Annotated in this window: 22 protein-coding genes; 9 read left to right on the top strand and 13 right to left on the bottom strand. The window is 42.9% G+C overall.

Going from position 1 to position 24,026, the window contains the following annotated elements; genetic code table 11:
• Nucleotide 1: 1 nt before the first annotated feature.
• The 7 genes from L1D23_RS02805 to L1D23_RS02835 form a co-directional block, all read right to left on the bottom strand.
• Nucleotides 2–874, bottom strand: coding sequence for a DUF2861 family protein (locus L1D23_RS02805; protein WP_239864088.1), 873 nt, complete (start codon nucleotides 872–874; stop codon nucleotides 2–4).
• Entirely contained in the window at nucleotides 874–1,533 is a 660-nt protein-coding gene (gene vxrB, locus L1D23_RS02810; protein ID WP_239838957.1) for a response regulator transcription factor VxrB, read from the bottom strand. Before vxrB ends, L1D23_RS02805 begins: the two co-directional genes overlap by 1 nt.
• Nucleotides 1,508–3,007, bottom strand: coding sequence for a sensor histidine kinase VxrA (vxrA, locus tag L1D23_RS02815; protein ID WP_239864089.1), 1,500 nt, complete (start codon nucleotides 3,005–3,007; stop codon nucleotides 1,508–1,510). Before vxrA ends, vxrB begins: the two co-directional genes overlap by 26 nt.
• Before the next feature lie 103 nt (nucleotides 3,008–3,110).
• Nucleotides 3,111–4,487 carry a Re/Si-specific NAD(P)(+) transhydrogenase subunit beta gene (gene pntB, locus L1D23_RS02820; protein WP_239864090.1) on the bottom strand — a complete coding sequence of 459 codons (1,377 nt, stop codon included), beginning with the start codon at nucleotides 4,485–4,487 and terminating at the stop codon, nucleotides 3,111–3,113.
• 12 nt (nucleotides 4,488–4,499) lie between these two features.
• A complete protein-coding gene (gene pntA, locus L1D23_RS02825; RefSeq protein WP_239864091.1) occupies nucleotides 4,500–6,035 on the bottom strand; it encodes a Re/Si-specific NAD(P)(+) transhydrogenase subunit alpha in 1,536 nt (511 codons plus the stop codon).
• A 295-nt stretch (nucleotides 6,036–6,330) separates the two neighbouring features.
• Complete coding sequence (locus L1D23_RS02830; RefSeq protein WP_239864092.1) at nucleotides 6,331–6,612, bottom strand: HlyU family transcriptional regulator; 282 nt, start codon at nucleotides 6,610–6,612, stop codon at nucleotides 6,331–6,333.
• 10 nt (nucleotides 6,613–6,622) lie between these two features.
• On the bottom strand, nucleotides 6,623–6,994 hold the full coding sequence (locus L1D23_RS02835) for a late competence development ComFB family protein (protein WP_239838952.1): 372 nt from the start codon (nucleotides 6,992–6,994) through the stop codon (nucleotides 6,623–6,625).
• Nucleotides 6,995–7,216: 222 nt separating this feature from the next.
• Between L1D23_RS02835 and L1D23_RS02840 the strand changes: the two genes are divergently transcribed.
• Nucleotides 7,217–8,452, top strand: coding sequence for a GGDEF domain-containing protein (locus L1D23_RS02840; protein WP_239864093.1), 1,236 nt, complete (start codon nucleotides 7,217–7,219; stop codon nucleotides 8,450–8,452).
• A gap of 54 nt (nucleotides 8,453–8,506) precedes the next feature.
• Here the strand turns inward: L1D23_RS02840 and L1D23_RS02845 are convergent, their stop codons facing one another.
• On the bottom strand, nucleotides 8,507–9,439 hold the full coding sequence (locus tag L1D23_RS02845; RefSeq protein WP_239864094.1) for a diguanylate cyclase: 933 nt from the start codon (nucleotides 9,437–9,439) through the stop codon (nucleotides 8,507–8,509).
• Between the two features lie 175 nt (nucleotides 9,440–9,614).
• Between L1D23_RS02845 and L1D23_RS02850 the strand changes: the two genes are divergently transcribed.
• Nucleotides 9,615–10,052: a DUF3069 domain-containing protein gene (locus L1D23_RS02850; protein WP_239838949.1), complete on the top strand. Its 438-nt coding sequence runs from the start codon at nucleotides 9,615–9,617 to the stop codon at nucleotides 10,050–10,052.
• A 38-nt stretch (nucleotides 10,053–10,090) separates the two neighbouring features.
• Here the strand turns inward: L1D23_RS02850 and modC are convergent, their stop codons facing one another.
• Genes modC through L1D23_RS02870 form a run of 4 tightly spaced genes read right to left on the bottom strand, consistent with a single transcriptional unit; the run spans nucleotide 10,091 to nucleotide 14,113 of the window.
• On the bottom strand, nucleotides 10,091–11,197 hold the full coding sequence (modC, locus tag L1D23_RS02855) for a molybdenum ABC transporter ATP-binding protein ModC (protein ID WP_239864095.1): 1,107 nt from the start codon (nucleotides 11,195–11,197) through the stop codon (nucleotides 10,091–10,093).
• Nucleotides 11,194–11,886, bottom strand: a complete 693-nt coding sequence (gene modB, locus L1D23_RS02860) for a molybdate ABC transporter permease subunit (protein ID WP_239838947.1) — start codon at nucleotides 11,884–11,886, stop codon at nucleotides 11,194–11,196. The genes modC and modB overlap by 4 nt, the downstream gene beginning before the upstream one ends.
• 11 nt (nucleotides 11,887–11,897) lie before the next feature.
• A complete protein-coding gene (modA, locus tag L1D23_RS02865; protein ID WP_345779096.1) occupies nucleotides 11,898–12,644 on the bottom strand; it encodes a molybdate ABC transporter substrate-binding protein in 747 nt (248 codons plus the stop codon).
• Between the two features lie 5 nt (nucleotides 12,645–12,649).
• Nucleotides 12,650–14,113 carry a cobyric acid synthase gene (locus L1D23_RS02870; protein ID WP_239864096.1) on the bottom strand — a complete coding sequence of 488 codons (1,464 nt, stop codon included), beginning with the start codon at nucleotides 14,111–14,113 and terminating at the stop codon, nucleotides 12,650–12,652.
• A gap of 167 nt (nucleotides 14,114–14,280) precedes the next feature.
• Between L1D23_RS02870 and L1D23_RS02875 the strand changes: the two genes are divergently transcribed.
• Together L1D23_RS02875 and L1D23_RS02880 are read left to right on the top strand one after the other, a co-directional pair.
• Nucleotides 14,281–14,649, top strand: a complete 369-nt coding sequence (locus L1D23_RS02875) for a NirD/YgiW/YdeI family stress tolerance protein (protein ID WP_239838945.1) — start codon at nucleotides 14,281–14,283, stop codon at nucleotides 14,647–14,649.
• 97 nt (nucleotides 14,650–14,746) lie between these two features.
• Nucleotides 14,747–15,265, top strand: coding sequence for a hypothetical protein (locus L1D23_RS02880; protein WP_239838944.1), 519 nt, complete (start codon nucleotides 14,747–14,749; stop codon nucleotides 15,263–15,265).
• Between the two features lie 34 nt (nucleotides 15,266–15,299).
• Here the strand turns inward: L1D23_RS02880 and cra are convergent, their stop codons facing one another.
• Complete coding sequence (gene cra / locus L1D23_RS02885) at nucleotides 15,300–16,280, bottom strand: catabolite repressor/activator (RefSeq protein ID WP_239864097.1); 981 nt, start codon at nucleotides 16,278–16,280, stop codon at nucleotides 15,300–15,302.
• 263 nt (nucleotides 16,281–16,543) lie between these two features.
• On the opposite strand from cra, the gene fruB reads away from it, so the two are divergent.
• From fruB to glgC, 5 genes are all read left to right on the top strand, one after another.
• Complete coding sequence (gene fruB, locus L1D23_RS02890) at nucleotides 16,544–17,680, top strand: fused PTS fructose transporter subunit IIA/HPr protein (protein ID WP_239864098.1); 1,137 nt, start codon at nucleotides 16,544–16,546, stop codon at nucleotides 17,678–17,680.
• A gap of 9 nt (nucleotides 17,681–17,689) precedes the next feature.
• Entirely contained in the window at nucleotides 17,690–18,640 is a 951-nt protein-coding gene (gene pfkB / locus L1D23_RS02895) for a 1-phosphofructokinase (protein ID WP_239864100.1), read from the top strand.
• A gap of 17 nt (nucleotides 18,641–18,657) precedes the next feature.
• The gene (fruA, locus tag L1D23_RS02900; RefSeq protein WP_239864102.1) at nucleotides 18,658–20,394 is read left to right on the top strand and encodes a PTS fructose transporter subunit IIBC; all 1,737 of its coding nucleotides are present in this window, start codon (nucleotides 18,658–18,660) and stop codon (nucleotides 20,392–20,394) included.
• Nucleotides 20,395–20,627: 233 nt separating this feature from the next.
• On the top strand, nucleotides 20,628–22,529 hold the full coding sequence (locus L1D23_RS02905) for a sensor domain-containing diguanylate cyclase (protein ID WP_239864104.1): 1,902 nt from the start codon (nucleotides 20,628–20,630) through the stop codon (nucleotides 22,527–22,529).
• A gap of 100 nt (nucleotides 22,530–22,629) precedes the next feature.
• The gene (gene glgC / locus L1D23_RS02910) at nucleotides 22,630–23,892 is read left to right on the top strand and encodes a glucose-1-phosphate adenylyltransferase (RefSeq protein WP_345779100.1); all 1,263 of its coding nucleotides are present in this window, start codon (nucleotides 22,630–22,632) and stop codon (nucleotides 23,890–23,892) included.
• Nucleotides 23,893–24,026 lie beyond the last annotated feature (134 nt).

Consider the following 24,026-nt stretch of genomic DNA (forward strand, 5'->3'; position numbering starts at 1 on the left):
ATTATTCCTCTATAGAAACGTCATATGTTTTACTAATTATTTGGGACTGTTCAACAATTATTGGGCCTTGCCATCTTTGATGAGTCATGGATACGGCTAAGACGTATCGACCGGGTTCAACAATATTCGGTTCTAAAGCGTTTGGATAATCGGACTCATAGGTGTCTCCCCACACTTTATTATATTGTCCATCAACATAGTTATATAGAGCCGTATCTAACTTTGGCAAAGGGCAATGAGAATTCAATAACGCATTTCTTTCGACCCTCCATTGATCTTTGGATTGCCAGCGTACCGTGACTTTTGCCTTCGGTTCGCCGAATACTATCCAAGAGCTCCATGAAGTCTGATCTTTGGCTGTAACATCTAAGCGATATAAGCCCATAGGGATTTTGCTGTTTAGATTGTAACGCTTAACGTATGATTTAATCTGCTCTTCATTTTCAGCTAGCTTAACAAAGGAATTATCTGTAGAAATGCTTTTCTGCACCCAGCGAGAGAGTGAAATATCAGTGACATCTTTTCGAGACGCAATTTCAATTAGCGCACGATATGAATCTCGTCCTGGGCTTTGGGTTTCGATTGCACGAACCGTAACCCCTTTTATCCAGTCAGGGAAGGGTTTTGAATCTAGACCTTTGCCGCAATCAACTTGAAGTGACTGCTGAAACAGCTCATTAAGGTGTGGTGAGATTGCTCTATTCTTATCCTGTTGCCAAACTTCAACTAACGATGTAAACATCGCTGGGAGATCATTATTCAGCAAATAACGGTGGGCTTGAGTTAGCGGAGAATTACTCTCAAACCATGGGATATTAGCCGCAGAGGTAGGCGTGCTAGCTAGCACGCCTAGAAGTAACGCTTTAAATTTCATCAGGCCTTCATTTTGTAGCCAACCCCACGAAGGGTTTCAATTTCCAATCCAGGCAGCTTCTGTCGTAACTGAAGAACATGAGTATCGACTGTTCGAGTCGTTGGGAAATGATTGTAACCCCAAACGTGATCGAGTAGCTCGTCACGAGTAAATACGCGGCCTAAATTACTTGCTAAGAATAAAAGCAAATCGAATTCAGTTCGGGTTAATGTAATGGACTCATCTTTATAAAAGACTTCACGAGTTGCTTTATCTATCACTAAATGTTGAGTTTTTACTTTACTGTCATCTTGAGCATCAGACTCAGGCGCTCTCAGTTGAGCACGAATACGAGCAAAAAGCTCAGCTTCCGCAAAAGGCTTCGTTAGATAGTCGTTTGCTCCCGCATCTAACCCCGTAACCTTGTCTTTTACTGTTACCAGTGCGGTTAACAAAATGACAGGAACATCTTTTATCGCCTTCCAGCCAACCAGATGCTCTACGGAATCACCATCCGGCAATTGACGGTCCAAAATAACAAGATCCGCCTTATCCCAATATTGCTCTACATCAGCAATGGTTTCAGAGTGAAAACATTCATACCCTGCTTGTTCTAGGCTGACTAACAGGCCATCGGCTAGGTTTTTATCGTCTTCAACAAGAAGCAGTGTCTGTTTCACAAGGTATCTCCAATATAAACGTTGTTGGCGGTCCAATCAGGGTCATTTTACCCCCCATTCTGCCTACCATAGATTCAACGATTGTTAAGCCTAAACCAAGACCAGCTTTACTAACAAATGGCTTACGCAATTGTCGCCAATCTTTTTGAGTTAACTCGCCTTGGTCTATCACTTTAACGGTAATTAAATTATCATCAGTGCTGACATCCAGCACTATCGGCGCAACACCATATTTGGTCGCGTTGCGTATCAGGTTATCAATACAAGTTCCTAGCCAATAAACATTCAGCTTTGCTGCTACATCATGATTGACTGCTAATTGGATCTTGCCATTAAATTCTTCATCAACTTTAAACTCTAACCATTCTTTCACTGATGGCACCCATTCGGTGGCCAGAGGTTTATTGTCTGATTGTAAGTAATCTTTGCTGGCTTCAGCCAGCTGTCTTAAGCGCCGAGAGTCTTCACATAGTCGACGAAACTCATCATAAACTGACTCAGGCAGCTTTTCGAACTCACGCCGAAAACCTTCGACCGTTAGAGATAGACTCGCGATCGGGGTTCTAAGTTCATGTGTTAGTATCTGAAGAATCAACATTCGACTCTTCATTTCTTGGCGTTTAGTGTTCCAACGGTAAACAGACCATCCTAAAACCAACAGAATATTGGCAATAACCAATACGACCATGCTGACTCGAAGTATCTGAGAGTGATCTTCAACATCCCAACAGAGATTCCCCCTTTGGACAAAACAGCTATTCGACTCGCTTTTTAGCTGAACACTTAATCCTGCGTCATCTGCATTTTGTTTCCAAATACTTTCTGGGAAAACTAAGTAGCTATCATTTTGACGTAGCCACATCTCACCCTGCTCAAGAAACATACTCGATCCTGAAAGCAACGCGAGTATTGTTTCTTCGTTCATTCTTTGCAAGCGGCCAAGCAGTGTTTCCCTTGGCGCTAATGGCCTCTCCTTAATATGCATATACTGTTGGAGCTGCTCTTGTCTTTCAGGGTGTAACGAAACATAACGTTTGGCATAAGTACCGCCACCCGGGTGAATTAACCCACTGCGTGCAAACCATTTTTCACTCAGCTTAGTCCCTTTACAAACTGCTCGAGTAAATACCAACGGTTCAGTAATCAACGGGCTTAACGGCAGTTTCCCTGTACAGTTTTGTGCCAGTTGATACAAACGTTGAATATCTTTCAATGGATAAGACGAGGTCTGAGGAAGCATTGAATCTGGTGTGATCAAACGGGTCGGATAATCAGATTGTATGATACGAATATCGTAAGATGCACTGAATTGGTCCTGGCTGAAAGAATCGACAAATTGATCGATGCGTTCAGGCAGCGAATCAGCATTAACACTGAAACTCAATGCTGCTGTACATACTGTTAATATATTGAAAGCCGTTCTAATCAATGCAAAAATTCTATAAATCAGTAGGTTAGATTTAGAGTAAAACATTATGGCAAAAATATAAATTTCAAATGTAATATTGGTGTCAATAATGCTACTCAGAAAACAAAAGAAGCCAGCAGTTGCTGGCTTCTTACTTAGTTAGACTATGTTACAGAGCTTTAGAAATGGCGTCTACACTCTCTTTCGCGTCACCAAATAGCATCTGTGTATTATCTTTAAAAAACAGCGGGTTTTGCACGCCTGCATAACCTGTGTTCATAGAGCGCTTAAACACAATAACGTTTTTCGCATTCCAAACTTCTAGAACCGGCATGCCAGCAATCGGACTGTTTGGATCTTCTTGCGCTGCTGGATTAACAGTATCGTTTGCACCAATCACGAGAACTGTGTCGGTTTCATCAAAATCGTCGTTAATTTCATCCATTTCCAGAACGATATCGTACGGAACTTTCGCTTCTGCCAAAAGTACGTTCATGTGACCCGGTAACCGGCCGGCAACTGGGTGAATGCCAAAACGTACTTTTATACCCTTAGCTCTCAGCTTCTCAGTAATTTCATGAACTGGGTATTGTGCTTGAGCAACAGCCATTCCGTAACCTGGAGTGATAATCACCGACTTAGAGTTTTTCAGCATTTCAGCGACTTCATCCGCAGTGGATTCACGGTGCTCTCCATGATCAACATCGGTTGAAATAGAAATTTCCTGACCAAAACCGCCTGCGATAACACTGACAAACGAACGATTCATTGCTTTGCACATAATGTACGAAAGGATAGCACCTGAAGAACCAACCAAAGCTCCCGTTACGATGAGAAGATCGTTTGCAAGCATGAAGCCTGCCGCTGCGGCAGCCCAACCAGAGTAAGAGTTAAGCATTGAAACAACGACTGGCATATCAGCACCGCCGATAGAAGCGACAAGATGGTAACCAAACGCGAATGCAATCAATGTCATTACAATAAGTGCGAACATGCTGCCATCAGCGTTCACAAAATGCATCATAAGCAAAGTCGAAACAACAACTGCTGCCAAGTTCATTTTATGTTTGTGCGGAAGGTTCAAAGGAGAAGATGAAACAATACCTCGAAGCTTACCAAATGCGACAACAGAGCCCGTAAAAGTTACCGCACCGATGAACACACCCAAGAAGACTTCAACTAAATGAATCACATGTTCAGCGTGTGTCGCAGCTTCTGGTGCATCTAGGTAGCTGTTGTAGCCCACCAAAACCGCAGCCATACCAACAAAGCTATGAAGAATTGCAACCAACTCCGGCATTTCGGTCATTTCTACTTTCTTAGCGTAATGAATACCAATGGTGCCACCAATTGCCATTGCGATAATGATCCAAACAAAGCCTTGAGATTCAGGACCAAAGATCGTTGCAATCAAGGCGATCGTCATACCGGCAATACCGTAGTAATTACCTGATTTCGCTGATTCTTGTTTGGATAAACCAGCTAGGCTCAAAATAAAGAATAATGCAGCAACAATATAAGCTGCTTGTACTAATCCTGCAGACATTCTCGTTACTCCTTAGTCTTTACGGAACATTTCAAGCATACGTTTAGTGACGGTGAAGCCACCAAAAATGTTGATACTTGCAATTAAAACGGCAATAAATGCCAAGAAAGATACAACTCCATTCCCCTGCCCGATCTGTAATAAAGCACCAACAACAATGATGCCTGAAATTGCATTAGTCACAGACATAAGAGGAGTATGGAGTGCGTGCGTTACGTTCCAGACAACGTAATAACCTACAACACACGCGAGGACGAACACCGTAAAGTGAGAGAGAAATGCTGCAGGCGCGACAGACGCAATCCAAGCAAAAGCACCAACACCAATAGCTAAAGCGGCAAGCTTCTTGACCGGAGAAACTGGCTCTGCGATTTTTTCTTCAACTTTCTCTGGCTCAGCAGGTTTCTGTTGCGGCTGAGCTGATACTTTTATCGGAGGAGCAGGCCATGTCACTTCTCCTTCTTTAACAACCGTAACACCGCGAAGAACAACATCTTCAAAGTCGATATCAATATTACCGTCTTTTTCTTTGCAAAGTAGTTTAAGCAGGTTGACTAAGTTAGTCGCATAAAGTTGAGATGATTGAGTCGGTAATCGGCCAACCATATCGGTGTAACCGACAATTTTAACACCATTGTCAGTCGTAATGACTTTATCTGCTTGAGTGTATTCGCAGTTACCGCCGTTAGCAGCTGCTAGGTCGACAATGACACTTCCCGCTTTCATGCTGTCCACCATTTCTTTGGTGATTAGCTTAGGCGCAGGCCGGCCTGGAATGAGTGCCGTTGTAATAATGATATCAACATCTTTAGCCTGTTCAGCATAGAGCTCTTCCGCTTTTTTGTTGAATTCATCTGACATCTCTTTTGCGTAGCCATCGCCCGCACCAGAATCTTCTTTGAAATCGACTTCTAGGAACTCAGCTCCCATCGATTGAACTTGCTCTTTGACTTCCGGACGAACGTCAAACGCTCGAACAATTGCCCCTAAGCTACCAGCAGCCCCAATTGCAGCAAGACCAGCAACACCAGCCCCAGCCACAAGCACTTTGGCGGGTGGAACTTTACCTGCCGCTGTAATTTGGCCTGTGAAGAAGCGACCAAACTCATGGGCAGCTTCAACCACTGCACGGTAGCCGGCAATATTGGCCATTGAAGACAATGCATCTAACGCTTGTGCCCTTGAAATTCGAGGCACTGAATCCATTGCCATTACGTTAATGTTCTTGCTCGAAAGCTTTTCCATCAACTCTGGGTTTTGAGCTGGCCAAATAAAGCTGATGAGTGTAGCACCCTCTTTAATTAAGGCGATCTCATCGTCGCTTGGTGCGTTAACTTTAAGAATGAGGTCTGACTGCCATACCTCTTCCGTGGTGACAATTTTGGCACCAGATGATTCAAAGGAGGAATCATCAAAACTTGCAAGTTCCCCTGCACTAGATTCGACATTAACATCAAACCCTAACTTCAACAGCTGCTCAACCGACTTGGGCGAGGCAGCCACTCGCGTTTCACCCGCGAGTATTTCTTTTGGCACACCAATTTGCATAGCTATTCCTTGACTACTGGCAACAATGATTAACTGTTTTTATCTAACGGTTTCATTAACTTCAAGCACTTTGTAACAAAAATACAAAATATCATTACATATAACCGTTGGTAATGAAGCACTTCGAGTATTACGTGATGATGAAACAACGCTTTCACTAAAATTTGAGAGGTCGTACCAGCTGAATTTAATTATTAATTAAATCAGATAAATAGCGGTAATACACAAAATAAAAGAGCCATCAGCATAACGACTAATGGCTCTTAAATTTATGACATTCATCAAGTTGGAAAGACTAATTAAAAATATTATCGCCCATCTGATCGATAAACATTTGCGCTTTTTTTAACATAAATTCATTAGCATCCGATTCAGAAGACAGAACATCTGAGCGTATAAATCGATGCTCTTTAATTTGCCCTTCAAATTCTTTTGTAATACGACCTGCGATTCGATACTGACCACCTTCAGGCTGAGCTTCTTGGTAAATCAGAAAGCCTTTATATTCTATTGGTTCAACTTCGGCTTTAGCTTGCTCTTTACTAGCGCCACCAAACAAACGAGAAAATAGTCCCACCTAGTACTCCTTAGGTATCTTGCTTATGCATAATCAGAGGTTTTTCAAACCATTCAAGTTCCGTATCATCATCGAATCTTGGTTGGCTAAACATGATTGGAACTTCATCTTTACGATTTCTTCTTCTATCGTCAACTATCATTGTCAACGCAGCTTCAACAGCTGTGACTGAATACCTCTTAAGAACAACGAGCCTTTCCTCTGACAGCGCAGATAAGAAGTCGATATCATGACGAATATAAACAGGTCTAAGTTGACTTAGGGCCAAACAAGCCAAATCTGCGAGTTGTTCATGATCAAACTGGTCAGTGTATTTACTGTGAGCTAAAACCTGGCCTACAAGAGTTTCCATGTAGTTGTGAACATCAACACTAATTTGCATAAACCTTAACTCCTTTAAGATTTGGAATTTTCTTATGAGTATCAGTTAACTATAAGGCACAAAGTGGGATTCGGGGTATTTTGCCGTCACTTTTTGACCATTGTTTATACTAACACTCACTTTTCATTCATTAGTTTAGTAAAAAGCTTGGAAAATCATCAAATCAAAGTATTCTAAGGCTTGTATATTAAGAAGTTAATAAATAAGGCTAAGGCTAGGTACATGTCGTTTTCTTTGGTAACAACAAATTGGTTTCGTTTAACGTTTCCGGTGCTGCTGTTAGCGATGATTGGTTTGGGCATGAATAATGTGATTCTTCTCACTCAAGCCAACTTAGGCATTACTGCAAATCTCCCCTATTTTTTATTCCTGAGTGTTATCGGATTAGGTCATGCCTTCAAACAGTGTCGAATTGCTATGGTGGCACTGACCATGCTTGTCGTCTATTGGTACATACAAGAACACCTACAAAGCTCACTCTCTACAGGCTCTACTTTACTTGAGCTCTCTCTATTAGCATTTGTTGTCCCTATTGCTTGTGCGTTGGTGTATCCATACAAAGAAAGAGGCGTACTAAGTCGGTCATTTATAATCTACATTGTCACACTGTCACTTATAGGTTTGTGGTGTTACCTTATCCTCACGCATTTCTATGAAGGTGGCTTCAAAAGCTTTGATAAAACCTTTCTCTACTCTGAGCCAAGTGTCTCTAGGTTACCTCTGATACTGGTTTTGTATTCGATCGGCGCCGTATTATTAAGTGCGATATTCGTTTTAAAAGCCAATCGTATTATTGACGCGGTAGTATACTCAGCTATAACGCTTTCAACTGTTACGTTTACCTTCTTTCATATTCAATATGTATCCAGCACTATGTTCACCCTATCGGGTTTTCTCTTGCTCATTTACATGTTTTCAGCGAGTTACGAGCTTGCCTTCAAAGATAGATTAACCGATATTCCTGGTCGTCTTGCATTAGAGTCTGATTTGCGTCACCTAGGTAAGCGCTACACTATCGCTATGCTTGATATCGACCATTTCAAATCATTTAACGATACTTATGGCCACGAAACCGGAGATGATGTCCTTAAACTTGTCGCCAGTAAAATGAAGCAAGTCGGGGGACGAGCAAAGGTCTATCGTTATGGGGGGGAAGAGTTTACGGTTTTGTTCAAAAATAAAAACGTTGATGAAGCCTTGGATCACTTAGAACTGTTACGAGCTTCCATAGAAGAATATGAAATGGTTGTAAGAAACGAGAAATCCAGACCCAAAAATGACAAGACAGGCGCCAAAAAACGTAAAAGATCGAGCTCTCATGATCACGTTAATGTGACAATTAGTATTGGGGTCGCAGATTATAGTGACGCTGATAATGTCGGTGAAGTGATGAAGAGTGCTGATGCGGCTTTATATAAAGCCAAGCGAGCAGGACGAAACCGCGTCGAAATTGCATAATTTACATATAAAGGCTCAATTTATTGAGCCTTTAAACTGTTAGAATAAAATCGCTTATTCGATATAACTGAATCGATTACGACCTTCACTTTTTGACTTGTAGAGACCCTCATCTGCCTTTGAATACATCACATCTGGTATTTCGCTACCTTTGGGGGTGAAACTACACACACCTTGTGACACCGTCACATAGTCAGAAACTAAACTATATTCATGCTTGATTGCTAAGGTTTCGAGTGTAGATTGAATACGTTTTGCGTGCTGCTGAGCATGTTCGGCGTCCGTATGGCCTAATACAATAACAAACTCCTCCCCACCGTATCTGCCAACAATCTCACCGCTGCGTGAAAATAAGGAGTCCAAGGCTTGAGCAATCTCTATCAAACACTTATCCCCTTCAATATGACCATAGTTATCGTTGTAGAGCTTAAAGTGATCAACGTCGAGCAAAATCAAGCTCAGCGGTAGGCTGTGACGACCATGGACAGCAATCATTTCTTTGAGTTTTTCATCAATGTAGCGACGATTCTTCACTTTAGTCAGACCATCTTCACTGGCTAATTTTTCCAGCTCTTGGTTCACCTTAGCCAATTCGGCCGTTTTTTGGTTAAGTTCACGGCGCATAAAGGCAATGCGTTGCATCGCAATTAATTTGGAAGCAAGAACCAATTTATCGACAGGCTTGGTTAGGTAGTCATCCCCACCCGCTTCAATTGCATTAGCGATCATCGTTGGTTCATCGTGACTACTAAGAAAAATGATGGGTATCCACTCTTTGTAGATGGAACGAATACGCTTAGAAACTTCAAAACCATCCATTTCAGGCATTGAAATATCGAGTAAGATGAGTTCTGGTTCAAATGTGGGGTACATTTCTAATGCCTGTTCCCCTGATTCGGCCATTTCGACGGTATGGCCCAGCTGTTTTAGACGAATAGCCAATTGCATGCGCTCCATTTGCACATCATCGACTAAAAGTATTTTCATCGAAGATCCCGATAATTCCACTCGCGCTACCTGTTATTTATAAACTGGCCGAAAAATCAGCTGGTTATAAAAAATAATACTCTAAGGTCACCAATTCCTCCACTATGGTTGACATTTAATGTGGATTTTTTAGGATAACGCCGCTGTATACGTAAAATTTATGAGATAAAAATTAATGTCTGACGCAAATCAAACAGAACAACCTAAAGTTGACCTTTCGACAGTTTCAGCAGAGCTTCGTCAAGTCATCGAATTTGACGATGTACCTGAAGCGATGCACTTCATGGTGACATCCATTCACGAAGTCTCTGAAGAAGCGGTTCGGGAAGCTTGGGATGAGCTACCAAAAAGTGCTCAAAATGTTCTAGATAACTTCGAGCAATTTCATGCTCTAATCTCTGTGAGTCAGGCGTTTGCAGGTGTTAATGTAATGGAAGAGTTCCCAACGTTAAAGCTACCTGAAGATATGACTGATGAGCAGAAAGAAGAGTATCGTGCTCAGCTTCTTGATCAAGTTCTTCATAACTGTGTAAAAGATATGGTTAAACAGATTAAGAAAGCACGTCGTGACCCCATTTTAAAGCGTGATTTCACTGACGTTTTCGCCAAGTAACAACACCAAAAATCGCCGCATGATACAGTGCGGCGTTTTTAATGGCTCAATACAACATCTTTTTGGGTCACACTCACCCCTTTAATTTGTGCAAACACTTCAAGCCCTTCTTCGAGTTCTAGCTCATCTTTGGCCCAAGCGGTAATCGTCGCCCATAAATAACACTCTTTATCCAGTTTTAGCTTAACTGAAACACTTTGACGCTTTGCACCGTTTGAGTGAGTTTGTATTTGCTCAATTGTGGCCTTAAGTATGTTTCGTATCGAGCTTTTATCCGGTCTATCCAATGCAATAGACACATCACTAGCTCTTACTTGAAGTCTGACTTTGGCATTGTTCTCCATTTCTAAACGCTGAACCCAGAGGCAAACATTTTCAGCCAGCTTAACTTTAGTCAATGCATAGTCTGAGTTATGGTGAAGGATTTTAGCCTCAAATAGCGAGCTTTGATCAGAGAAAGATTGCCAAGGTCTCATCGCTCTTGAAGACCATACCTCCTCGAGGTTTCCTGAAGTCACCACTTTGCCATCATCAATCACGACAATGTGATTTGCTAGGCGTACAACTTCATTCAAACTATGAGAGACATAAAGGATCGGAATTTCTATTTCGCTCGCCAGCTGTTCCAAAAATGGTAAAACTTCTCGTTTTCGAGGGATATCAAGCGAAGCCAGAGGTTCATCCATAAGCAGTATTTGGGGTTTAGATAATAACGCTCGACCAATGGCAACTCTTTGCTTTTCTCCACCTGAAAGTTGGATAGGGAATCGTTTCAGAAGTGGCTCAAGAGCAAGCAGCTTAATTATTTTATCATAGTGGTTTTGGTCAAAATCTTTCACACCATAAAGAAGATTCCCCTTTACACGATAGTGCGGAAAAAGCCTCGATTCCTGAAACACGTAACCAACCTGACGCTTATACGCAGGAATATTCAGTTTGGCCTGAAAGCTATATAGTGTCTTGTTCGAAACAACAATCTCTCCTTCATCAGGGGCTCTTAAACCCGCTAGAACATCAATAATTGATGTTTTACCTGCCCCAGAGCGGCCGAAAATAGCCGTTATCCCTTTTCCCGGTATAGACACATCAACATCGAATAACTGCTCACCGAGAGTCTGCTTAAATTGGATTAGGATATTACTCATCGTTGTGTTCCTAATCTTTTGGCGCACTGACGATTCAACATTTCCGAGCCGATTAAAGAAGCTAAAGCAATGACTACAGAGATTGCGCACAAGCGCATCGTTTCTAATTCTGCTCCAGGCGTTTCAATGAAAGTAAACATAGCTAAAGGAATCGTCTGGGTTTCTCCGGGAATATTAGATACGAAACTGATCGTTGCGCCAAACTCCCCTAGGCTACGTGCAAATGAAAGCATTGTCCCTGTGATGATTCCGGGAATTGTCAGTGGTAACGTGATGGTAAAGAAGATTTTAAGTGGAGAGGCACCAAGTGTTGCGGCTGCTTGCTCAAGTTTAGGATCTACACTCTCTAAGCTCAGGCGAATTGAACGAACCATCAGAGGTAGAGCAACAATCACACACGCAAGTACCGCCCCTTTCCAGCTGAAAGAGAAGACTAGCCCGAAATATTCGTATAACCATTGGCCAATAAAACCTTGGCGTCCCATTGAAATCAGGAGTAAGTAACCAATAACAACAGGAGGAAGTACCAAAGGAAGGTGAATTAAGCTGTCGAGCCAGCTTTTACCGATAAACTGCTTTTTAGCCAGCAGCCAACCAAATCCAATCCCGATAGGAATCAGCCAACAGATAGTATAAAGCGCAACTTTTAGGCTAAGCATTAGCGCCTGATATTCGTAATCAGAAAGCAATGAAGATAATCCTAGTTAAATCCGTATTGTTTTAGTATCGCTTGCGCTTTTTCACTTTGGAGAAAAGCCTCAAACTCTAAAGTGGCCGGTTTTTCGTTTAATCTAGCCATAGGATACGTAATTAGTGAGTAAGTCGAAGATGGCAAGGTAGCGACAATCTTCACTTTATCACTCACCATCGCATCGGTTATATACACTATCCCTAGAGGCGTTTCTCCTCGCTCAACAAGTGTTAGTGCTACCCTCACATTATTGACCGGCGCTAGATGATCTCTCAAAGATTCCCATACACCTAACGTCTCTAATGACTCTTTGGCATACATTCCTGCTGGAACAGCATTAGTTTGCCCTATCGCAATTCTTTGCCCAGACAGTTTCTTCAACCACTGTTCACTACTTCGCACATCAAAATTGGTAGGCTTATTTAACGGAGCAATAACTACTAACTGATTTTCAGCCAAATTAGTGACATTGTCACTCTGTATCATGCCCTTTTGAATAAGGTAGTCACTCCACCTAAGGTTGGCAGAGATAAAGATGTCTGCGGGCGCCCCGTTAAGGATCTGCTTAGCAAGTGAAGAAGAGCCTGCAAATACAGGGGTCACTTTCGTAACTGTTTCTGTTTGAAATTCTTCTGCCAGCTTCTTAATCACATTGGTCATTGAAGATGCCGCATAAACATTAACAGACGCATGAACCACAACGGAAGAAAACAGCGTAAAAATAACGACAGTCAGTCGCTTAAAAAAAATCATCATCTATTTCAGTTATAAAGTTCTGGCCAGATTACATCGAGCTTCATATGTTGTTCAACAGCATCGGCAATACGATCTATAGCGAGCTCTTGATTTTTATGATGGTCAATTGCGCGAATATCCGCAGCACCTGCCCACCGGCACACCAGTTCCATTGCTTCTGGGGTATCCAAAATACCATGTAGATAGGTACCGAAGATTTGATTGCAATCACTGATTACTCCATCTGATAAACCATTATCTAAAGAAATCGGGGATAAGCCTTCACCGGATGTCCTACCAACATGAATTTCATACCCGCTCACAGGAACCGATTCGTCACATAGTTCGAGTATTCCTCTCACATTGGTCAGCGCTTTTTCTTTCGTCAATTCAGTTTCAACAGGTAAATAGCCTAAAGCATCTGCGCGCCCCGCTTTACCTTCAACACCGAAAGGATCGTGAATCGCCTGTCCTAGCATTTGGTAACCACCACAAATTCCCATAAGCTTGCCGCCTAGCCTAACATGTCTTGCAATGTCTTTGTCCCAACCTTGGCTGCGTAGATACTCCAGATCCGCTCTTACAGATTTACTCCCCGGTAAAATAATGAGATCGGCTTTATCAAGCTTCTCGCCTTTACCCACATAACGAAAGTGAATATCCGTATTCTGCCTTAGTACATCAAAATCGGTATGATTGCTGATTCTGGTTAACACAGGGACAACCACATTCAACTTTGCCGATTCACTAGAAGACTGCTCATTATTTATCGCATCCTCCGCCTCTAGGTCGAAACCATGCAGATAAGGCAGCACGCCAAGTACTGGCTTATTGGTTCGTTGTTCTAACCAATCTAACCCCGATTGAAGCAAAGAGATATCACCTCTAAATCGATTGATTACAAAACCTACAACTCGGTTCTGCTCAGATTCAGAAAGAAGATCTAATGTGCCAACTAAGTGCGCAAACACGCCGCCACGATCAATATCGGCGATGATAATAACAGGTACATCGGCTTCTTCAGCAAACCCCATATTAGCGATATCGTTTTCACGAAGATTAATTTCTGCGGGGCTGCCAGCCCCTTCGATCATAACAGCCTCAAATTGTTCTTGAAGCACTGAAAACGATTCAAGCACAGTCGGCAAGGCCATTTGCTTATAATTCTGATAGCCAATCGCCTCCATATTACTTAGAGCCTTACCTTGTAATATGACCTGTGCACCTGTGTCTGAGTTAGGCTTGAGCAGAACAGGATTCATGTGCACAGTAGGAGCTACTTTAGCAGCCTTAGCTTGAACCGCTTGAGCTCGACCTATCTCACCGCCATCGGACGTAACAGCACTATTCAGTGCCATATTTTGTGGCTTAAAAGGAGCAACTTTTACCCCCTTTCTTGCCAAAACACGACATAACGCGGCCACGAGTACACTTTTCCCGGCGTCAGATGTGGTGCCTTGAACCATTAGTGCTTGTAATGCTGATTGCATAATCTATTAATTTTACGAGTCTTTTTTCGGTATTCTTTAATCATAGCCTCTTTGGCTTTGTTGACTCAATAAATGAATCGAATATGAATACTCTCCTCAGAGGTTATTCAAAATAGCTATGGCTTAATAGCACCATCAACAACGAAACTTTTCTAAAAGGAAATCATATGAAAAAAGTTATTTTGGCTACCGCTACTGCTCTAATTCTTTCACCTACTCTGGTACTAGCAAAAGCAGATCATACTTCATCTGGCATTCAATTTAATGGTCCCGTTGATCTGTCAACTGTGGACTCTTTACTCGCAGACAGCAACATGTTTACAGAGAAGAACGTGGTCGTCGATGGAAACATTGTTCGTCAAGTTAAAGGCGATACGTTTGTGTTTTCTGATGGAAAGAGTGAAATTCAAATTGAAATCGATGATGATGTCCGACTTAACCAAGCGATAGATGCGACAACAAACCTGCGTATTTTTGGTGAATTTGAAGGTGGAAATACTCCAGAAATTGAAGTCGATCGTATTCAACTGCTTTAAAGATAAAGTAATTCCTCTCCCACTGCGTTAAGATTTGGCTTGCTTATTGCAAGCCTTTTTTATAGTCAAAAACTTGATGCGAGTCGGAGTACTACCCTTGAAAAAGATCATCCTAACCAGTGCGTTCATCTGTGCTGGTTTCGCTGGCGCGGTAAATGCGAACAACTTTAACTATAACTTCTTTGAAGTACGCACAGCGGTGAACCCTGAAATGAGCGGTGTTGAATTCAGCACACTCTTCACTGACAACTCTCATTTTATTCTGAGAGCGGATACACAGTTCGACAACGACTACGATTTGGCTGGCGGTATTGGCTTTAATGGACCAATCAGTCAGTTTGCTGACGTATATGGTCAATTACTTGTACACCAAACTAAATTTACTGAAGAAGCTGGCGGTGACACCGATACTGTTGCGGAAGTCAATATTGGCTTTCGCATGTGGCTTGCTGAGCAAATTGAAGCAACAGGCCGCATTGGGCGCAATGATGACAGTTCTGTATTCCACGCCGGTGTACGTTTTCATTCCACGGAGCAGTTGTCTCTTTCCGCGGAAACTCGCAATAATGGCCTCTACGGACCTCAGATCACTATGTCAGTCCGCTTCCAGTATTAGCACAAAACTAAGCTCGGTCATTTACCGGGCTTACCTATTGTCTCACTATGATTTTTCTCGGCACCAGTTCAATCCCAGGTTGATAACGTTTGGCTGTGGCATTCAATGCCAAAGCAAGAGCACTATCAGCGATCAGTTCAAACTGCTGCGGTAAGGAATTGACTTTGAAAGGCAAGAAATCCAATAACCTATTATCACCAAACGTCGATAGTTTCACGTTCGCCATAACGTCAGGTCTTTCAAGAAGAACATCTAACACTCCTTCTAGAAGCGTGTATGAGGTTGTGATGATAGCCTGAGGCACGTTACCTTCGACAATCCAGCCTTCGAGAACTTTTCGACCATCTTGACGATAAAAATGTTGACCATACCCAACAACGGTATCTATTTGTGCTTTCTGAGCCACGGATTGAAAACCGAGTTCACGCTCTCGAGAAATATTCAGCTCAGGTAGTGCCCCGATCAATCCGACCTTAGTCACACTGTCACTTAAAACCGACGAGGTCAACTCATAAGCTGCACTAAAATCTTCACTAATGACACATGAAAAATGTTCATCATCCAAAGGTCGGTCTATTGCAATCACTGGCGTGCCTTTATTTTGCAATTCGAGATAAAAGTCACTGGCTTCTGGAATAGCACTAGCTACAAAAAGAGCATCTACTTTACGGCTAACCAATGCCTGAACAACGCTTTTTTCCGTCACCGGATCATCGTCCGAACAAGCAATAAGTATTTGATATCCCGCTGCACGCGAGTTTTGTTCTAATAGCTTAGCCAAGCGGGCATAACTGGTGTTCTCTAAATCAGGAATAATCAAGCCAAATGAGCGACTCTGCCCTGCTCTTAACGTACTTGCAGCGAGATCTGGTCGGTAATTGTGTTCATCGACAACAGCCATGACCTTCTTTTGTGTCTTCTCACTGATTCGATATTTTTGTGCCTTGCCATTAATGACATAACTGGCTGTCGTTTTCGATACCCCAGCCAATTTGGCTATTTCATCAAGTGTCATATGAGCCTACTTATTCTGTGCATTGGATCAAAAATCCTAAATGATGATCCCAACAATATTTGCATTATAAACTGAAACGATTCAGCATAAAAGCTGAAAGGATTCAGCAAAATCGAAAACTTGATAAAGATTTGAGTTTTGAATATCACAGCAAGATAAAGCGACGCTTTTTGATTTGCTGAATTTTTTTACTAATTTGCTGAAACGATTCAGCTTGAAGTTAAAGACAGCTGAATCGTATTAACAAACGAATTGAGGCGCATATGCTTAAACTAACAAAACACGATATCGCACTACAGCAATCGTTCTCGGATAAAAAAAGTGCCATTAGTTTTCTGGCTGAGTCACTGACTAATAAAGGTCTAGTCGACAATGGTTACGTTGAAGGAATGCTCAACCGCGAAAACCAGAATTCAACATTTCTCGGTAACGGCATTGCCATCCCCCACGGTACAACTGACACTCGCTCTCTTGTAAAAACAACAGGGGTAACCATTGCACACTTCCCAGAAGGTGTTGACTGGGGAGACGGCAATACGGCCTACGTGGCGATTGGCATTGCGGCTAAATCTGATGAACATCTAGGCATCTTAAAACAACTTACCAAGGTGTTATCAGCCGATGGCGTAGAGGAAAAGATAAAACATGCTAAGAGTGAAGAAGAAATCATTGCCCTTCTCAATGGGGAAGCGCAGTTAGACATTGATTTTGATCCTTCATTGATTCAGCTTAACTTCCCAGCGAGCGATATGGTTCAAATGTCTGCGGTTGCAGGTGGGCTGCTGAAAAATACCGGTTGTGCCAATAGTGAGTTCGTGGCGAGCTTAGTGACGACTCCCCCTACTCATCTTGGCAATGGCCTTTGGCTAGTCAGCTCAGACCGCTCAGTTCTCCGCACAGGTATGGCTTTTGTTTCTACCGCCAACCACTGCGAGTACGAAGGTAAGAATGTAAAAGCATTAATCGCATTTGCAGCTTGCAACGATAGTCATAAACCTCAATTAAACACCATTAGCCACATCGTGTTTGAAGGTAAGCAAAATACGTTAACAGAAGCGACGGCAGACCAATTACTCGCTTTATTCAAATCGAACGACATAGACTCCCAACCTGTAGCGGATAGTGATAATAGCGCCACCTTTGTGATTAAGAATGCTCACGGATTACACGCAAGGCCAGGCGCTATGCTTGTAGCCGAAGCGAAAAAGTTTGAATCCGCCATTAAGGTTTCAAATCTAGATGGTGATGGTTCAGCCGTGAATGCGAAGAGCCTGATGAAAGTCATTGCGTTAGGAGTAAAGAAAGGCCATCACCTTCAATTCACCGCAGAAGGTAGTGATGCAAAGCAAGCTTTAGCTTCAATCGGTGCAGCCATTGAATCCGGCTTAGGCGAGAGTTAAGGAAACGTCATGACAAATAAAGTTGTTACTATCACTCTCAACCCAGCTCTTGACCTCACTGGCAGCCTTTCGAGCCTTAAGCAAGGTTCAGTAAACCTTGTTCACGAAAGCTCATTCCATGCAGCAGGTAAAGGTGTCAACGTTGCAAGAGTATTGTCAGATTTAGGAGCTGACGTCACGGTCACTGGTTTCCTCGGAAGAGATAACCAAGAGATGTTTTGTCAGTTATTCCAAGATATAGGAGCTGACGATCAATTTATTCGTGTCAACGGTGCAACTCGAATTAACGTCAAACTCGTAGAACAAAGCGGTGACGTCAGCGATATCAACTTCCCTGGAATAGCTATCGATGAATTGGCATTGAGTCAATTTGAAGCAAAACTGGAGGAGCTTACAGAACATCACGATTATTTTGTACTAGCGGGCAGCCTACCCAAAGGGGTCACTCCTGAACGTTGTGCTTCTTGGATTTCCTACTTACAAGGAAAAGGCAAAAAAGTCCTATTTGACTCAAGCCGTGAAGCGCTTAAGGCTGGAGTAGCCTCCTCTCCATGGTTAATAAAACCTAACGATGAAGAGCTATCTGATTATGTCGGCCGCGTTTTGACCTCCACACAAGAATGCCAATCTGTGGCAGAAGAACTGAACAAGCTTGGAATCGAGAATGTCGTCGTGTCGATGGGCGCTGACGGTGTGATGTGGTTAAACCAAGATGAATGGCTCCAAGCGCAACCTCCTCACATGGACGTTGTTAGTACTGTGGGAGCAGGAGACACACTTGTTGCCGGTTTGTGCTGGGGACATATGACATCGCTAGAGAAAACAGAATTACTGTCTTTTGCTACTGCACTATCCGCCTTGGCTGTGAGCCAAGTCGGTGTTGGTGTGCCAGACATCGAGCAAGTACATACCCTACAAAAACAAATCAAAATCAATCCGCTTTCTAAACCGAAAGCTTAAGGACAAAGGTCGAGATTATGAATATTGCAATCATTACCGCCTGCCCTAGTGGTGTCGCAAACAGCATCATTGCTGCAGGGCTATTAGAGAAAGCCGCTGATAAACTCAAGTGGAATGCGAAAATTGAGTGCCAATCAAATGTTATTGAAACTCAAATGTTAACTTCTGAGGAGATAAACTCCGCTGAAATAATAGTCATTGCGGCCAATACACAGGTTGATACATCACGCTTTGTCGGTAAAAAAGTATACCAAGCGTCAATTAATGACGTGACTGAAGACGCCGTGGCTTTTCTACAATCAGCAACAAATAAAGCCGTGCTCCTCAGCGCTGAGGACATAGTGTCAATCGACACCTCTACGACCAAAGAATCGAAAAAGATTGTCGCCATTACAGCATGCCCTACCGGTGTCGCACACACTTTCATGGCAGCAGAAGCACTTGAAGACGAAGCCAAGCGTCAGGGACACCAGATCAAAGTCGAGACACGCGGTTCAGTAGGTGCCAAAAACCAACTAACCGACGCAGATATATCCGCAGCCGATCTTGTTATTGTCGCAGCCGATATCGAAGTTCCGCTTGACCGATTTAACGGCAAGTTGATGTATCGAACGAAGACAGGCCCTGCACTAAAGAAAACCAAACAAGAGATCAACAAAGCATTTGCTGAAGCAACGGTGTACCAGCACACAGGTTCAAGCGATAGTAATCAGATAGAGGAAAAGAAAGGCGTCTATAAGCATTTGATGACCGGCGTTTCTCACATGTTACCTGTTGTAGTGGCTGGAGGCCTGATCATTGCTCTGTCATTTGTCTTTGGTATTGAAGCGTTCAAAGAGGAAGGTACACTGGCTGCAGCCTTGATGACGATAGGCGGTGGCTCAGCCTTTGCGCTTATGATCCCTGTGCTTGCTGGCTTTATTGCCTTTTCCATTGCGGATCGTCCGGGTTTAGCACCTGGTCTAATTGGAGGCATGCTTGCGAGTTCAACGGGTGCTGGGTTCCTTGGTGGGATCGCTGCGGGTTTCATTGCGGGGTACTCAGCAAAATTGATTGCGGATAGAGTACACTTGCCTCAGTCAATGGAAGCATTGAAACCGATTCTGATCATTCCCTTCATTGCTAGCCTCTTTACTGGCTTGGTAATGATCTACATCGTAGGCGGACCGGTTGCTGGCATTATGGCTGCGATGACTGAATTCTTGAATAACATGGGGTCGGCAAACGCGGTCTTACTCGGTGTTATCCTTGGCGCAATGATGTGTTTTGACCTTGGTGGCCCTATCAACAAAGCGGCTTACACCTTCGGCGTTGGTCTACTGGCTTCCCAAACTTACGCACCTATGGCAGCGATTATGGCAGCCGGTATGGTTCCCGCACTGGGTATGGGGCTGGCCACATTCCTTGCAAGAGATAAGTTTGAAGCTAGTGAACGTGAAGCAGGAAAAGCATCATTTGTCCTTGGGTTATGCTTTATCTCAGAAGGTGCCATTCCATTTGCGGCAAAAGACCCAATGCGCGTTATTCCTGCATGTATGGCCGGTGGCGCATTAACCGGTGCTCTTTCAATGCTGTTTGGAGCAAAACTCATGGCACCACATGGTGGATTATTTGTACTGCTTATCCCTAACGCTATAAGCCCGGTTCTTATGTACTTACTCGCCATCGCTGCCGGTACTGCGTTAACAGGATTTGGCTACGCATTCTTGAAAAATCGCAATAGCGAAAAGCAAGCCGAAACCGCGACCGCTTAAACAGAAACTGTTTAGCCAGTCCCCCCAATATCTGACTTGGCGCTAGCCCTACTCTATGAGTAGGGCTTTTTTAGTTTTGCTTTTTAAGTACTTACAATAACCAAATGCATCATATTGCTCAGCATCAAAGTCGATATCATAGGATATTCCACACGGCTCACAGTAAAATTCATAAAAGCCCATATAATTATTCACAAAATTATTAGATAAATTTGTGACTTCGTTGGGGCGAAATGTTCAAACTAAATTTCCGCATTCTTCTACAATTCGCTCTCGTGTTTATCGCCCTAGCCTTTGTGCCAACACTTTACTTTGCCAGCGAACTATCAAAAGCAGAGGAAGAGGCTCGCCAACAAGTGGATCGCCTAACGCAAGCTAAGCTTGAATACGCTCGATTAGAGTTAAAGTCCCATTCGACCAAAATCTTAAAATCCGTCAAAACACTCTCTAGTAACAGCATCTTCCGCCGCGCTATTCTTGAGCCAACCCCAATAAATACAAGTGCATTACAAGACTTTTGGTTATTAGTTGCCCGCACGCAAGGCTACTTTTCTCAACTGCGCTATTTAGATAACGATGGACAAGAAATTGTACGTATCACCCACAATCAAAAAACCAGCGCTGTCACTTCTCCAAAGCTTCTGCAAAACAGAGCGCATCGAGACTATTTCACTTTCGCTAGGCAGCTTCCTACCAATACTATTGGCACCTTCGGGATTGATTTAAAAAAAGAGAACCATGAAATAGTAAAACCCTTAACGCCAAGTCTGCGTATCATTGTGCCAGTTGATATCAATGCCAAACGTCATGGATATTTTATTGCTAATCTTGACTTTAAATTTCTATACCAACGACTAACTTACGACAAATTTAATAATGAATTGCCTGATGTCTACAATACTCAAGGCTATTATGTGATGTCTAAAAATATGACCAACATAATGGGTCATATCGCGAAGGAAAATTCCCAATACAAACTAAGCAAACTCTACCCTAATTTATGGCGTGAAATTCAGTTGAATCAACATGGCACGATTTTCGAGCAAGGAAAATGGCTCTCCTATGTTAAGACGGCTCTCAACACGCTCGACAGACCACTTCACTTCATTCTCGTGGCAGAAGTTTCCCAGCATGACGCAGATCAGTTGTACCTCTCGCGTAAAGATGAACTCGCAATCAAAGCCATGTCGGTTTACATCATTATTTTACTCATTACCTTTAGTTTTATAGTTTGGAACTATAACCACACTAAAAACAGTATGGACAGTCAAATTGCTCGAGCGGCCATGAATGGTATGTCTGCCATGTTAATCACCGACCGGCAAAACAGAATCATTAAAACCAATGAAGAATTCACTCGGGTGAGCGGTTATACCTTTGAGGAAGTTAAAGGAAAACAGCCTTCATTTTTTGCGGCCAATAAGCATGAACAAGAGTTCTACATTAATATGTGGAAGATCCTTGAAAAAGATGGCTTATGGGAAGGTGAAGTGGTCAATAAGCGTCGTGATGGTTCACATATAACTGAAATATTACGCATCCAGACGGTAACCGATAAAAATGGTGTGATTCAATTCTACGTCGCCTCATTCGTTGACATCTCCCACCGCAAGGAGCTTGAAAATCGTTTGCGAGAAATGAGTGAGAAAGACGCCATGACCGGATTGTGGAATCGACGTAAATTTGATCAGGAAATGGCGGCGCAATGCCTACGCACTAAACGATATCACGATGCAGAGCCCACTTGTTTTGCGATTGTCGACATTGATCACTTCAAGCGCGTTAACGATCAATTGGGTCATGATGAAGGCGATAGAATAATAAAATCTGTTGGAGTTGTCCTCAGCGCTCACCTTCGAGAAACTGACTTTATTGCTCGTATTGGTGGCGAGGAGTTCGCGATCATCATGCCGCATACACGTCTTCAGGAAGCTGAAATTGTCACCAACCGACTTCGTACTTCAGTATCGCTCGAACACAGCGAGAAAATTACCGTCAGTGTTGGAGTTACCGATATGGATGGCTCCATTGAAAACACTTACAAACGTGCTGATGTCGCACTTTATGAGTCAAAGTCTTTAGGTCGAAATAGCGTCTCGATCCTAGCATCAGACGAAATGGACACGGTTGCCTGATTTTGGTGCAATGCCTTCTCTTGGTGCAATGGCCGTGAGTTAGAATTCTTACATTCCGTATATAATCAACAAGTTGGATATTGGCTCGAAACTTGTAGCTATTCCCTTAGGAAGCCATAAAGCGCACTCATTCAGGGAGAAAGGCATGCAAGATACACTAACGGTAGTCCTCGCCGGTGGTATGGGGTCACGACTAAGTCCTCTAACGGATGATCGAGCCAAACCCGCAGTACCATTCGGAGGCAAGTATCGAATCATTGATTTCACGCTCACGAATTGCTTGCACTCTGGGTTAAGAAAAATTCTTGTATTAACTCAATATAAATCCCACTCCCTGCAAAAACATTTACGTGACGGCTGGTCTATTTTTAACCCAGAACTTGGCGAGTTTATTTCCGTTGTACCTCCACAAATGCGAGGTGGTGGCAAATGGTATGAAGGCACTGCCGATGCGATTTATCACAATTTATGGTTGTTATCGCGAAGTGATGCTCAGTATGTGGTTGTGCTATCAGGTGATCATATCTATCGCATGGACTACGCCGCCATGCTCGAAGAACACAAGCAAAATAATGCTAAGCTCACCATTGCTTGTATGGACGTAAGTCGCGAGGAAGCCACCCAGTTTGGAGTCATGGATATTGACGATACTGGCATGATCACTTCTTTTATCGAAAAGCCTCAGGATCCTCCATCTATACCGGGTCGGCCTGATCGCAGTCTTGCTTCGATGGGCATCTATATCTTCGATATGGATGTGCTGCGCAATGCTTTGGATGACGATGCTGATTGTGCAGAGTCGAGCCATGATTTTGGTAAAGACATCATCCCAAATCTTATAGATACACAAGGCGTATATGCTTACGACTTCTGTAACGACAAAGGACGAGTGGCAAAAGATTGTTACTGGCGAGATGTCGGCACATTGGATTCTTTCTATGAAGCGAATATGGATTTACTCGAGCCAGTCCCGCCGATGAACTTATATCAACCCGATTGGGCCATAAGAACCTATGAAGCTCAATGTCCTCCTGCTCGAACAGTCTCATCTGCTACCGGAAATGAAGGGATTTTCATTAACTCTATTATCGCTAATGGCGTGATTAATTCAGGTGGCTCAGTGCAACATTCCGTTGTTTCACCAAATGTGCGTATCAATGACAGCGCAACGGTTGTCGACAGTATTCTTTTTGATGATGTCGAGGTAGGAGAAGGCTGTCAATTAGTCAATTGCATCATTGACAAGCATGTAAAAATCCCACCAAACACACAAATTGGCTTAAATAAAATTGAAGATGCTAAGCGTTTTCATATTTCTGAGAAAGGGATTGTCGTTGTTCCTGAGAGCTATCAGTTTTCATAAAAATAGCCCTCTTAATGTCTTAAGAGGGCTAATCTAAGAGACTGACTAGATCTCCTATAGGGGTATATAAAAAGAGTAAGGTGTTTTGTTCTTTTTACATAGCAAAGTATGCCAACACTAACGCTTTAAAAAAA

Source organism: Vibrio sp. Isolate24, from assembly GCF_022398215.1.
In the GTDB taxonomy this organism is placed as follows: domain Bacteria; phylum Pseudomonadota; class Gammaproteobacteria; order Enterobacterales; family Vibrionaceae; genus Vibrio; species Vibrio coralliilyticus_A.